Source organism: Dokdonella soli (assembly GCF_039523175.1).
In the GTDB taxonomy this organism is placed as follows: domain Bacteria; phylum Pseudomonadota; class Gammaproteobacteria; order Xanthomonadales; family Rhodanobacteraceae; genus Dokdonella_A; species Dokdonella_A soli.
Genome location: NZ_BAAAEU010000028.1, coordinates 31,141 through 43,394 on the forward strand (window position 1 = coordinate 31,141; position 12,254 = coordinate 43,394).

The 12,254-nt window shown below is 66.8% G+C and carries 10 protein-coding genes; 4 read left to right on the forward strand and 6 right to left on the reverse strand.

The genetic code is table 11. The features are described from left to right. Positions 1-21: 21 nt before the first annotated feature. The 3 genes from ABD002_RS18680 to mfd form a co-directional block, all read right to left on the reverse strand. Positions 22-513 carry a cupin domain-containing protein gene (locus ABD002_RS18680; RefSeq protein ID WP_343793952.1) on the reverse strand — a complete coding sequence of 164 codons (492 nt, stop codon included), beginning with the start codon at positions 511-513 and terminating at the stop codon, positions 22-24. Between the two features lie 22 nt (positions 514-535). Then, entirely contained in the window at positions 536-1,429 is an 894-nt protein-coding gene (gene hslO / locus ABD002_RS18685) for an Hsp33 family molecular chaperone HslO (protein WP_343793954.1), read from the reverse strand. A gap of 77 nt (positions 1,430-1,506) precedes the next feature. Beyond that, positions 1,507-4,995, reverse strand: a complete 3,489-nt coding sequence (gene mfd, locus ABD002_RS18690; RefSeq protein ID WP_343793956.1) for a transcription-repair coupling factor — start codon at positions 4,993-4,995, stop codon at positions 1,507-1,509. 255 nt (positions 4,996-5,250) lie between these two features. Here mfd and ABD002_RS18695 point away from each other — a divergent pair, with 255 nt between their 5' ends. Together ABD002_RS18695 and ABD002_RS18700 are read left to right on the forward strand one after the other, a co-directional pair. Continuing rightward, on the forward strand, positions 5,251-6,405 hold the full coding sequence (locus ABD002_RS18695; protein WP_343793958.1) for an efflux RND transporter periplasmic adaptor subunit: 1,155 nt from the start codon (positions 5,251-5,253) through the stop codon (positions 6,403-6,405). Next, a complete protein-coding gene (locus ABD002_RS18700; RefSeq protein WP_343793960.1) occupies positions 6,402-9,542 on the forward strand; it encodes an efflux RND transporter permease subunit in 3,141 nt (1,046 codons plus the stop codon). The genes ABD002_RS18695 and ABD002_RS18700 overlap by 4 nt, the downstream gene beginning before the upstream one ends. A gap of 55 nt (positions 9,543-9,597) precedes the next feature. Here the strand turns inward: ABD002_RS18700 and ABD002_RS18705 are convergent, their stop codons facing one another. Continuing rightward, positions 9,598-10,197 carry a GNAT family N-acetyltransferase gene (locus ABD002_RS18705; protein ID WP_343793962.1) on the reverse strand — a complete coding sequence of 200 codons (600 nt, stop codon included), beginning with the start codon at positions 10,195-10,197 and terminating at the stop codon, positions 9,598-9,600. 101 nt (positions 10,198-10,298) lie between these two features. Continuing rightward, positions 10,299-10,607, reverse strand: a complete 309-nt coding sequence (locus ABD002_RS18710) for an urease accessory protein UreH domain-containing protein (protein ID WP_343793964.1) — start codon at positions 10,605-10,607, stop codon at positions 10,299-10,301. On the opposite strand from ABD002_RS18710, the gene ABD002_RS18715 reads away from it, so the two are divergent. Together ABD002_RS18715 and ABD002_RS18720 are read left to right on the forward strand one after the other, a co-directional pair. Beyond that, on the forward strand, positions 10,606-10,824 hold the full coding sequence (locus tag ABD002_RS18715; protein WP_343793966.1) for a hypothetical protein: 219 nt from the start codon (positions 10,606-10,608) through the stop codon (positions 10,822-10,824). The genes ABD002_RS18710 and ABD002_RS18715 overlap by 2 nt on opposite strands. A gap of 28 nt (positions 10,825-10,852) precedes the next feature. After that, positions 10,853-11,236, forward strand: a complete 384-nt coding sequence (locus ABD002_RS18720; protein ID WP_343793968.1) for an MmcQ/YjbR family DNA-binding protein — start codon at positions 10,853-10,855, stop codon at positions 11,234-11,236. A gap of 24 nt (positions 11,237-11,260) precedes the next feature. Here the strand turns inward: ABD002_RS18720 and ABD002_RS18725 are convergent, their stop codons facing one another. Beyond that, complete coding sequence (locus ABD002_RS18725; RefSeq protein ID WP_343793970.1) at positions 11,261-12,172, reverse strand: LysR substrate-binding domain-containing protein; 912 nt, start codon at positions 12,170-12,172, stop codon at positions 11,261-11,263. Positions 12,173-12,254 lie beyond the last annotated feature (82 nt).

Below are 12,254 nucleotides of genomic sequence, written 5' to 3' on the forward strand. Positions count from 1 at the left end.
GTGTTCGCGGCCTCGCTGCGCTCAGGCCAGCGCAGCGAGTTCCGGGCGCATCGCCATGAGCAGCGCCGCCACATCCGGCGCATCGGCGAGCAGCGTGAAGCCGGCAAACTCGAAGCCCGGCCCGACGCTGCAGCCCACCAGTACGTAGTCGCCGAGCGCGCGTGCGGCCTGCCAGCAGCCGGCCGGGACGACGACGAGCGGTGAAGCGCCGGTCGTCGCGTCGAAGCGGCCGAGCAGATGGCGGTCGAGGCGGCGCGCAGCCGGATCGAACACGAACAGTTCCAACGGCTCGCCTTCGGCGTGATGCCAGCTCTCGTCCGCATCGACGCGATGCCAACGACTGACTTCGCCGGCGGCGAGCAGATAGTGGATCGCGGTCAGCGCGGCGCGCCGGTGTTCATTGCCCTCCAGACGCACGTGCAGCGAGGATGCGTGCACGCGGCGGTAATGGCCGCCCTCGGGATGCGGACTCAGAACGAGGGCGTCGACAAGTTCGCGAGCGCGGCTGGGCATGGTGCGGCGATCCTGGTGACGCTCAGTGCCGCGTCACGGGGGCAGAGGTCTGTGGCGTCGAGGCGAAGATCGCTGCGACGTCCTCCGCGTCGAGGACGTAGCGACGATTGCAGAATTCACAGTTGACGTCGATCGAACCCTGCTCGGCGAGTACCGACTCGTTTTCCGAGCGGCCGAGCGAGCGCAGCATGTCCTCGACTCGCGTGCGCGAACAGGTGCAGCCGAACGCCAGCGCTTGCGCCGGCTGCAGGCGCAAGCCTTCCTCATGGAACAGGCGTAGCAGGACCTGCTCCGGCGGCAGGCCGAGCAGTTCCTCGCGGGTCAGGGTTGCGAGCAGGTGGCCGACGCGGTTCCAGCCGTCGGCGTCGCCCACCGCGGTGCCGCCGCTGCTGGCGATCTGCTGCAGCATCAGGCCACCGCAGCGGTCGTCGGCTGCGGCGAGCACGATCCGTGTCGGCAACTGTTCGGAGCGCTCGAAATAACCCTCGAACGCGCGGGCGAGTTCCGTGCCCTCGACCGGCACGAGGCCCTGGTAGCGGGTGTCGGTCGCCGCGTTTTCGATCGTGATCGCGAGGCGCGCGCTCGATTCGAGCTGCACTGGCGCCTGCGGTAGCGCCCCGTCCCAGCGCGCGATGCCGCGCAGTTCTCCGTCGTGCGTGCAGTCGGCGAACAGCAGTCGCAGCGGACCGCTGTCGCGCAGATGGATCGACAAGCGGCCCTCGAACTTGATCGAACCGGTGAACAGCGCGCTCGCCGCCACGGTCTTGCCGAGCAGTTCGGCCAGCGGCCGGGTGTAGTCGCCGTTGGTGCATACGCGCTGCCAGCTCTGATCGAGGCGCACGAGCGCGCCGCCCACGCCGGCGCGTTCGAGCTGGAAGCGATAAAGGAAATCGTCGGACATTGCGGGGTTCGTCATGGGTGTGTGGGTGCAGGCATCCGCGGCGGAATTCCTCTACGGATGCGGTGTATGGCGGCGAATCTCGACGGACGCAATCAGGCGGCCACGCGCGCACCGAGCGTCGCCAGCAGGTCATTCGCTGCACGCAGGCGTTCGGCGGCGCCGTCGAGCGGCATCTTGAACTTGAGCTTGTCCTGCCCGTCCAGCGCATAGACGCGCGGTTGCGACTGGATCAGGCGGATCACGGTCATCGGTTCGATCGCTGGTTGCGGGCGGAAGATCACGCGGCCGCCGGCGGCGCCGACTTCGAGTTTGCGGATGCCGAGCGGCGTCGCGGCGAGCTTCAATGCGGTGGCCGCGAACAGGTGCTTGACCTGGTCCGGCAGCAGGCCGAAGCGATCGATCATCTCGACCTGCAGCTCGCGCAGTTCATCGTCGTTGCGCGCGCTGGCGATGCGCTTGTACAGGGTCAGGCGCGTGTTCACGTCGGCGAGGTAGTCGTCCGGGATCAGTGCGGGCAGGTGCAGCTCGACTTCGGTCTCGTGTTCCTGGCTCAGGTCGAAATCCGGCACCTTGCCGCTCTTCAGCGCACGCACGGCGCGGTCGAGCATATCGGTGTAGAGCGAGAAGCCGACTTCCTCGATCTGGCCGCTCTGCTCTTCGCCGAGCAGCTCGCCGGCGCCGCGGATTTCCAGATCGTGCGTGGCCAGGGTGAAGCCGGCGCCGAGTTCTTCCAGCGAGGCGAGCGCCTCGAGGCGTTTCTCGGCATCGGCGGTGATCGAGCGATGGTCCGGGATGATCAGGTACGCGTAGGCGCGATGGTGCGAACGTCCGACGCGACCACGCAGCTGATGCAACTGCGCGAGGCCGAAGCGGTCGGCGCGGTTGATGATGATCGTGTTCGCGCTCGGCACGTCGATGCCGGATTCGATGATCGTGGTCGCGACCAGCACATTGAAGCGCTGCCGGTAGAAGTCGAGCATGATCTGCTCGAGTTCTCGATCCGGCATCTGGCCGTGCGCGAATCGGATGCGCGCGTCGGGCATCAACTCGCCGAGTTCACGTGCGGTCTTCTCGATCGTGTCGACTTCGTTGTGCAGGAAATAGACCTGGCCGCCGCGCGCCAGCTCGCGCTGCAGCGCCTCGCGGATCAGCGCCGGGTCGTGATGGCCGATGAAGGTCTTGACCGCCATGCGGTGCGCCGGCGGCGTCGCGATGATCGAAAGATCGCGCAGGCCGGCCATCGCCATGTTCAGCGTGCGCGGGATCGGCGTCGCGGTCAGGGTGAGCAGATCGACCTCGGCACGCAGCTTCTTCAGCGCCTCTTTCTGGCGCACGCCGAAGCGCTGTTCCTCGTCGATGATGACCAGGCCGAGATCCTTGAACTTCACATCGGCCTGCAGCAATTTGTGCGTGCCGATCATTACATCGACCTGGCCGGCGGCGAGTTTCGCGAGCGCGTCGGCGACTTCCTTCTTCGACTTGAAGCGCGACAGCACCTCGACCCTGATCGGCCAGTCGGCGTAGCGGTCGCGGAAGTTCTGGTAGTGCTGCTGGGCGAGCAGGGTGGTCGGTGCGAGCACGGCGACCTGCTTGCCGGCGGTCGCCGCGACGAACGCGGCACGCAGCGCGACTTCGGTCTTGCCGAAGCCGACGTCGCCGCAGACCACCCGATCCATCGGCCTCGTTGAAGCCAGATCGGCGATGACGGCGTCGATCGCGGTGGCCTGATCCGGCGTTTCCTCGAACGGGAATGCGGCGGCAAACTGCTCGGTCATCTCGCGATCAACCGGGATCGCGCTGCCCTGGCGCGCCTCGCGCTGCGCATAGATCGCGAGCAGTTCGGCGGCGACGTCGCGGACCTTCTCGGCCGCCTTCTTCTTGGCGCGCTCCCAGGCGTCGCCGCCAAGCGCGTGCAGCGGCGCAAATTCCGGCGCGGTGCCGGAATAGCGCGACACCAGATGCAGCTGCGCGACCGGCACGTAGAGCTTGTCGCCCTTGGCATATTCGATCGAGAGGAACTCCGCTTTCTCACCGCCGACATCGAGCTTGAGCAGGCCCTGGTAGCGGCCGACACCATGGTCGACATGCACGATCGGCGAGCCGATCAACAGTTCCGCGAGATCGCGCACGATCGCTTCGGGATCGCGCGCGGCGCGCTTGCGCCGGCGCGTCTGCTGCGCGCGCTCGCCGAACAGTTCGCGTTCGGTGAGGACGGTCAGCGCGGGCTCGGTGAGTGCGAAGCCTTGTTCGAGCGCGGCGACGGTGATGGCGAAGCGCCTTGCTCCCTCTCCCCCAGACAAGTCTGGGGGAGAGGGCTTGATCTGCGCGAAGTCATGCCACGACGCGACCGTGGCCGGCCGCAGATGCGCGACGGCCAGCTGCTCGATCAGCGCCTCGCGCCGACCGGCCGAGTCCGCCGCGATCAGCACGCGTCCCGGGTATGCGGCGACGAAGCGCTTCAGGTCTTCGCCGAACTCCTCGCCCTTGCGGTTCAGCGGCAGGCTCGGCGCGGGTTGCGTGCCGAGGTCGATCGTGTGCTCGTTCGCATTCTTCGCGACGATATCGACGCGCAGTTCGTTGTTCAGACGTTCGCGCAGCAGCTGCGGCGGCAGGTACAGCTCGGTTGGCGGCAGGATCGGGCGTTCGACATCGTGCGAGCGCTGTTCGTAGCGCTCGGCCGCGTTCGTCCAGAAGGCCTCGGCCGCTTCCAGCACACCGGCGCCGAGCACGAACAGCGTGTCGTTCGAGAGATAGTCGAACAAGGTTTCGGTGCGTTCGAAGAACAGCGGCAGGTAGTACTCGATGCCGGCCGGCGTCACGCCTTCCTTGATGTCCTGGTACAGCGGACAGCGGCGCGGGTCGATCGGGAAGCGCTCGCGCAGCGTATTGCGGAACGCCTTCGCGGATTCCTCGGTCAGGGGGAATTCGCGCGCGGGCAGCAGGCGCACCGAATCGACCTTGTGGTCGGAACGCTGGGTTTCCGGATCGAAGGTGCGGATCGAGTCGATCTCGTCATCGAACAGTTCGATGCGATAGGGTTCGGTACTGCCCATCGGGAAGATGTCGAGCAGCGCGCCGCGCACCGCGAAGTCGCCGGGTTCCTGCACCTGCGGCACGTTGCGGTAGCCGGAGGCTTCGAGACGGCGCTGTTCGCTGGCGATGTCGAGCTTCTGCTTCAGTTCCAGCACGAGGCCGGAGCCGGTCACGTAGCTGCGTGGGGCGAGCCGCTGCATCAAGGTGGCGACCGGAACCACCAGCACGCCGCGCTTCAGCGCAGGCAGACGGTACAGCGTCGCGATGCGCTGAGAGACGATGTCCGGATGCGGCGAGAACAGGTCGTAGGGCAGGGTTTCCCAGTCCGGGAACTGCAGCGCCTCGATGTCATTGCCGGCGAACACCGAGAGTTCGCTTTCGAGCGCATGCGCCGCGTGCGTGTCGTGTGCGACCGCGACGACGAGTCCGTTGTGCGAGCGGCCGGCTTCAGCCAGCGCCAGCGCGAGCGCAGCGCCATGCGGGGCAGACCAGTAACGGCGTTGCCTGGTCGAGGTCGGAAGGGAAGGAGTCAGCAACGTGGGAGACATAGGTGGCCAAACAGCGACAGCGCCGCAGCATCGGTATGCGCAGCGCGAAAGGGCGCAATTCTAGCAGGACGCCGCGATACTCCCTGGTTGTCGTGGCGAACCTCATGCCGGCTGCGCGGCATGGATCAGAGCATCCCTAGGCCATAGGTCACGCTGCCTCTTTACTGAACGCTTACGGGCGGGCGACGAACGGCGTCCGCTGCAATCAGTCAAAATGCTGCGTTGTAGCAAGTCACCCTGCGGAGTGTGGGCTGCATGAGGTTCCCTGAAATCGGATTTCGGTGTGTTCCGTTCGTCGCGTTCGTGTCCGCGCTCGCGCTCGCGGCCTGCTCGCGCCAGCACGCGCCGCCTGCCGTGCCGCCGGTTCCGGTGACCGTGGTGAAGGCGGCGACGCGCGACATGCCGGTCCTGGTCAACGTGGTCGGCCGCGTCGAGGCGATCAACAGCGTCGCGGTGAAGTCGCTGGTCGAAGGGCAGCTGCTGCAGTCCTTCGTCAAGGACGGTGACGATATCGCCGTGAACCAGCTGCTGTTCCGCATCGATCCGCGCCCCGCCGAGGCGGCGCTGCACCAGGCCGAAGCCGCGCAGGCGAAGGACCAGGCCACGCTCCAGCAGGCGCGTTCGCAGGTCAAGCGCTACGAGGGCATCGCGGCGAAGGGCTACCTGTCGGCGGACCAGATGGAGCAGTACCGCACGAACCTCACGGCGGCCGCGGCGGCCGTGAAGGTGGATCAGGCGAACGTCGCCGCGGCGAAGGTGACGCTCGGCTATACCGAGATCCGCTCGCCGCTCGCAGGCCGTATCGGCCGCATCCTGATCCAGCCCGGCAATGTGGTGAAGGCGAACGACACCAACGCGCTGGTCGTGATCAACCAGATCGCGCCGATCTATGTGAACTTCGCGCTGCCGGGTTCCCTGCTCGGGCGTGTGCTGGTTGCGCAGAAGGACGTACCGCTCGATGCCAGCGTGACGATCGCCGGCGTCGCCAGGCCGGTCGACGGCAAGGTTGCGTTCGTCGACAACGCGGTCGACAGCACCACCGGAACCGTGAAGCTGCGTGCCGAGTTCGGCAATTCCGAGCATGTGCTATGGCCGGGCCAACTGGTCAGCGTGAGCCTGACCCTGGGGCACGATCAGAATGCGGTCGTGCTGCCCGACCATGCCGTACAGAACGGGCCCGACGGAGCCTATGTGTTCGTGGTCAAACCCGATCAGCGCGCCGAGCAGCGCAGCGTGACGGTCGCGCGCACCGTCGAGGGTCAGGCGGTGATCGAGAAAGGCCTAGCCGCGGGCGAGACGGTCGTGCTCGACGGCCAGTCGCGCGTGGAGAACAACGCATCGCTGAAGGTCACCGGGGCGGGATCCGGATCCGGAACGGAGGCGGCGTCGGCTGCAGGTCCGGGTCCATGAACGTTTCCGAGATCTTCGTGCGGCGCCCGGTCATGACCACGCTGGTCATGGTCGGCATTCTCGTGTTCGGCATCGTGGGCTACCGCTCGTTGCCGGTCGCGGCGTTGCCGAATGTCGATTTCCCGACGATCTCGGTGTCTGCCTCGCTGCCCGGCGCGTCGCCGGAGACGATGGCGTCGGCCGTCGCGACGCCGCTGGAGAAACAGTTCTCAACGATCCCCGCGGTCGATTCGATGACCTCGACGAGTTCGCTCGGCAGCACCTCGATCACCTTGCAGTTTTCGCTCGAGCGCAACATCGACGCCGCCGCACAGGACGTACAGGCCGCGATCTCGGCCGCGCTGCGCCAGCTGCCGACGCAGATGACGACGCCACCGACGTTCCGCAAGGTGAATCCGGCCGACTCGCCGATCTTCTACATCGCGTTCACCTCGAAGACGCTGCGCCTGTCGACACTGGACGAATATGCCGAGAACACGCTGGCGCAGCGCATCTCGACCGTCAACGGCGTCGCCCAGGTCAACGTGTACGGCTCGCAGAAATACGCCGTGCGCATCGACCTCGATCCCGACGCGCTGGCCGGCCGCGGCCTCGGCATCGACACCGTGGCGAAGGCGGTCTCGAACGGCAACGTCAACCTGCCGACCGGCACGCTGTACGGGCCGAACCGCGTCTACAACGTGATGGTCGACGGCCAGCTGCACGACGCGGAAGCCTTCGGCGGCCTGATCGTCAGCTACCAGAACGGCGCGCCGGTGCGCCTGAAGGACATCGGCCGCGTCTACGACGGCGTACAGAACGACAAGGGCGGCGCGTTCATCAACGACCAGCGCGGCGTCGTGCTCGCGATCCAGAAACAGCCCGGCACCAACACGATCAAGGTCGTCGAGGACATCAAGGCCACGCTGCCGGTGTTCGAGCGTTCGCTGCCGGCCGGCGCCGAGCTCAACGTGATCTACGACCGCTCGCAGAGCATCCGCGAATCGGTCACCGACGTGAAGTTCAGCCTGCTGCTCGCGCTCACGCTGGTCGTGATGGTGATCTTCGTGTTTCTGCGCAACGTCTCGGCCACGCTGATTCCGTCGCTGGCGCTGCCGATGTCGATCGTCGGCACGTTTGCGGTGATGTATGCGCTCGGTTTCAGCATCGACAACCTGTCGCTGATGGCGCTGACCCTGTCGGTCGGCTTCGTCGTCGACGATGCGATCGTGATGCTGGAGAACATCTCGCGGCACATGGAGATGGGCAAGGACCGCTGGACCGCGACCTTCGACGGCGCGAAGGAGATCGGCTTCACGATCGTGTCGATGACACTGTCGCTGGCGGCGGTGTTCATCCCGGTCATGTTCATGGGCGGCATCATCGGCCGCCTGCTCAGCGAGTTCGCGGTCACCATCGTCGCGGCCGTGCTGGTTTCGGGGCTCGTCAGCCTGAGCCTGACGCCGATGCTGTGCAGCCGCATGCTGAAACCGCTGCATGGGGCGCGGCACGGGCGCATCTACCAGGCCTGCGAGCGCGCGTTCGACGCGGCCCAGGATTTCTACCGGCGCACGCTCGGGGCCTGCGTGCAGCACCGTTTCGCCGTGCTGATGGTGTTCTTCGCGCTGGTCGTCGCGACCGCGCTGCTCGCCGTGCGCATTCCGAAAGGCTTCCTGCCGAACGACGACACCGGGCAGCTGTTCGTGTTCACCCAGGCCGCGCAGGACATCGGCTTCGACGCGATGATGGCCAAGCAGCGCCAGGCCGTGGACATCATCCGCAAGGACCCGAACGTCGACAACGTGATGGCCTTCGTCGGTGCCGGTGGCAGCAGCGCGACGCTGAATCTCGGCCGCATGATCGTCAACCTGAAGCCGCCCTCCGAGCGCCGCAGCGCCGACGAGGTCGTGCAGGAACTCAGGCCGAAACTGCACGGCATCACCGGCCTGCAGGCGTTCCCGCAGAACCTGCCGCTGATCCGCATCGGCGGCAAGCTGACCAACAGCACCTACCAGTTCGTGCTGCAGGATACCGACACCCGGCAGCTGTTCGAATGGACGCCGAAACTGGTCGCGGCGCTGGCCAAGGTGCCGGGTTTCCAGGACGTGACCAGCGACATGCTGATTGCGAATCCGCAACTCGACGTCGGCATCGACCGCAATGCCGCAGCGGCCTACGGCGTGACCCCGGAGGCGATCGAGAATGCGCTGTACACCGCATTCGGTCCGGCCCAGGTCTCGACGATCTACACGCAATCGGACCAGTTCTGGGTGCTGATGCAGGTCGATCCGAACCGGCAGGGCGACACGTCCGTGCTGTCGTCGATCTACATCACGCCAACCTTGCCGCCGAAGAGCGTGACCGCCGATGCGGCCACGACCTCGCCGCAACTGGTGCCGCTGTCGGCGGTCACGAAAACCGGCAATTCGGTCGGGCCGGCCACGATCAACCACCTCGGCCAAGTGCCCGCAGTCACGGTCTCGTTCAATCTCGCGCCGGGCATGTCGCTCAGCGACGCGGTTGCGGGTGTCGACAAGGTGGTCGCGGCGCTCAAGATGCCGGATACGATCACGACCTCGTTCCAGGGCACCGCGCAGTCGTTCCAGGAATCGGTCGCCGGCATGGGCATCCTGCTCATGCTCGCGATCTTCGTGATCTACCTCGTGCTCGGCATCCTCTACGAGAGCTTCATCCATCCGCTGACGATCCTGTCCGGCCTGCCGACCGCGATCTTCGGTGCGCTGCTCACGCTGATGGTGTTCGGCAAGGACCTGGACCTCTACGGGGCGGTCGGTCTGATCATGCTGATCGGCATCGTCAAGAAGAACGCGATCATGATGATCGACTTCGCGCTCGAGAAGCAGCGCGAAGGAGAGGACGCCCTGCATGCGATCGTCGATGCCAGCGTGATCCGCTTCCGTCCGATCATGATGACCACGTTCGCCGCGCTGATGGGCACCTTGCCGATCGCGCTCGGCGTAGGCGCCGGCGCCGAGGCGCGCCGGCCGCTCGGCCTCGCCGTGGTCGGCGGCCTGATCACTTCGCAGCTGCTGACGCTGTACATCACACCGGTGATCTATCTCTACTTCGAGCAGTTGCAGGAGTGGATGCGGAGGCGGCGCGCGCACGACGCAGCCGTCGCTCCGCCCGTGGCTTGATCGACGCGCCGCGTGCGTAGCGTTGATGCGGGACTGACGATACGGGATCGCCGTGTCAGTCGTCGGCGCCGATGCGCGGATCGCGCAGGTCGAAGTGCACGCGGACGAGGTCCGGTTCTTCCGGGACAGCTTCGCGCTTCGCGCCGAGCCGGCTCGCGAAGTCGAGCATCAGTCCGTTGCCGGCGAGCACGAAACCCCACAGTTCCGAAAGGCCGCGGCGCCGGCTTTCGTCGATGAGGCGCCGGACCAGGGTGCGGCCGACGCCCTGGCCGGTCAGTTCGGGGTCCACGACCAGTGCGAACTCCGCGCCTTCGACGTTTGTGTCGACATAGAGGCGCGCCTCGCCACGGATCTCGCCCTCGGCGTCGGTCGCTACATAGGCGGCCCCCTTGTCGGGATCGACGTTGGCGAGCAGTTCGGCGACATCCGGCGTGAGCTCGGTCATGCGATGGAATACGCGCTGGCGCACCTGTTCCGGCGTCAGCCGTGCAAACCCGCGACGCAGCGCTTCGACGTCGTCGGGTCGGATCGGGCGCAGAAACAGCGTGCGGCCATCGGCCGTCGTGAATGCCTCGCCGCCCGCTCGGCTGCGCGGCGCCGTGCGCGCGCGCCGCTCGCGACGTGGAGGACGGGTGCGGGATCGGTCGTCGCTCATTCCGTTCATGCCCTGCATTGAACGCTGCCAGAGTCGATAACGCGGCGCCGCAAGCATGCCACGTCCGTGGCGAACCCGGCGAAGAGGAGAGAAGGCGGCGTTCAGCGAAGCGCCGTCGTGCAATCGAACGGCAGCCACGCATGCAGCCAGGGCGCGTTGCCGAGCAGCCACGGTCCGGCGAGCGTCAGCGCGGCGCTCGCCAGCAGCACCACGCCGGCAACGCGTTTCCCGGCTGGGCGCGCGGTGAAGCCGACGAAGCGCTGCGCGCCGAACGCGGTGGCGAGCATGGCTGGCGCGGTGCCGAAGCCGAACGCGGCCATGGTCATGGCAGCGTTGAGCGCATCGAGTTGCAGTGTCGCGATCAGCAGTACCGTGTAGACGAACCCGCACGGCATCCAGCCCCAGAGCATGCCGAACGCGAAGGCGCGCGGCAGGGTTGGTCACCGGCAACAGCCGGCGACCGAGCGGCGCGAGTTTCGGCCACAGGCGGCGACCGATGCCGAAGCCGGGATCGCGCACGCGGCCGAATGCGACCAGTGCGCCGAGCAGCAGCACGAGCGCGCTGAGCGCACGCAGCGCGCGGCGCACGAACTCCGATGGGTACCGACGTGGCGCCAAGCCGGCTAGGATGGACGTTTACCGGGGAGCAGGCGCAATGAGTGATCAGGCCACGGGTATGCGTGATGACGACCTCGATGCGCTCTGCGCACACTGGCCGGGCGTGACGCGCTCGATCAAGTGGGAGGTCGATCTCGTCTACAGCGTCGCGAACAAGATGTTCGTGGTGATGTGCGCGCTCGGGCCTGACCGCGGGCGGCTCTCGTTCAAGGTCGATACCGAACGCTTCCTCGAACTGACCGAACAGCCCGGCATGGCGCCCGCGCATTACATGGCGCGCGCGTTCTGGATCAGCGTGACCGAACCCGAGCGGTTTTCGCGTGAAGAGTTGAACGCATTCGTGCGCCGCTCCTATGAACTGGTACGCGCGAACCTGCCCAAGAAGACGCAGGCGGCGCTCGAGGACCATCGTCCCGGATGAGCCCGATGAGACGGTGCGATTCGCTCAGGCGCCGCGTGCCAGGATGGTGTCGAGCAACGCCTTGACACCGGGATCGTCCTGCCATTCGGCGCGGAGGAACAGCCCTGTCTCGATCGGCCGGATCGGCTCGGATATCGGAACGACCGCGACGTCGAGGCCACGCAGCGGCGCCGGTGTCGACGGCGTCGGCACGATCGACACGCCCAGGCCTGCGTCCACCATGCTCAGGATCAGCGGTGTCGACGTCGCCTCCATGCGGATCGCGGGCTGCAAGCCCAGCGAAAAGAATGTCTCCAGCACGTGCAATCTGCCGATCGAGCCGCGCTCGAAGACGATCAGGGGTTCGCACGCGATATCCGTGAGCGACACCGTGCGCGCTTCCGCCCAGCGATGTCCGTGCGGAACCACCAGGCTCCAGCCGACCGTGCGCCATGGATGGTGGCGCAGCCCGCGCGGGAAATCGGTGGGTGTGCAGGCGCCGATCACGCAGTGCGGTTCGCCCAGCAGCATGGCGAAGATCTGCGCTTCCGCGCGCGTGGACAGGCGCAGGAGGTATTCCGGGTGCTGTTCGCGAAACTCGCGCACCGCGTCGGTGATCACATACGCCATCAGGTAGTGGCTGGCGACGAGCTGGATTTCGTTGGGGTGACTGCGCGGTTCGAACAGGCGCGTCAGTTCATGCGCCTGGTCGAGAAAGCGGACGGCCTTCTGCAGGAACTGACGTCCGGGCGCGGTCAGCGCGACTTCTTCCCGTCGGCCGCGTGCCTTCTCGTAAAGCGCGATGCCGAGTGAGGTTTCCAGCGCAAGGATGCGGCCGCGTAAACCCTCGGCGGAAAGGTGCAGGGCTTGCGATGCCTGCTGCAGGCTGCCGTGGCGCGCCAACTCGACGAAGGCCGCGACTTGCTCGGTGGACAGGGCGGGGACGCTGCGGCTCATGGGCGAACGCATCGGTTGCGGATGGGTCGTTGCGCGCGCCGGCCCCACACCGGAATCGCTGGCCCGAAGGCTAACCGGAATT

What these genes read in the sequence shown, in the direction of transcription:
- ABD002_RS18695 (WP_343793958.1), top strand. Translation starts at nt 5,251, where the DNA reads ATGAGGTTCCCTGAAATCGGATTTCGGTGTGTTCCGTTCGTCGCGTTC.
- ABD002_RS18710 (WP_343793964.1), bottom strand. Translation starts at nt 10,607, where the DNA reads ATGCTCTGGGGCTGGATGCCGTGCGGGTTCGTCTACACGGTACTGCTG.
- mfd (WP_343793956.1), bottom strand. Translation starts at nt 4,995, where the DNA reads ATGTCTCCCACGTTGCTGACTCCTTCCCTTCCGACCTCGACCAGGCAA.
- ABD002_RS18725 (WP_343793970.1), bottom strand. Translation starts at nt 12,172, where the DNA reads ATGAGCCGCAGCGTCCCCGCCCTGTCCACCGAGCAAGTCGCGGCCTTC.
- ABD002_RS18705 (WP_343793962.1), bottom strand. Translation starts at nt 10,197, where the DNA reads ATGAGCGACGACCGATCCCGCACCCGTCCTCCACGTCGCGAGCGGCGC.
- hslO (WP_343793954.1), bottom strand. Translation starts at nt 1,429, where the DNA reads ATGACGAACCCCGCAATGTCCGACGATTTCCTTTATCGCTTCCAGCTC.
- ABD002_RS18715 (WP_343793966.1), top strand. Translation starts at nt 10,606, where the DNA reads ATGCCGAACGCGAAGGCGCGCGGCAGGGTTGGTCACCGGCAACAGCCG.
- ABD002_RS18720 (WP_343793968.1), top strand. Translation starts at nt 10,853, where the DNA reads ATGAGTGATCAGGCCACGGGTATGCGTGATGACGACCTCGATGCGCTC.
- ABD002_RS18680 (WP_343793952.1), bottom strand. Translation starts at nt 513, where the DNA reads ATGCCCAGCCGCGCTCGCGAACTTGTCGACGCCCTCGTTCTGAGTCCG.
- ABD002_RS18700 (WP_343793960.1), top strand. Translation starts at nt 6,402, where the DNA reads ATGAACGTTTCCGAGATCTTCGTGCGGCGCCCGGTCATGACCACGCTG.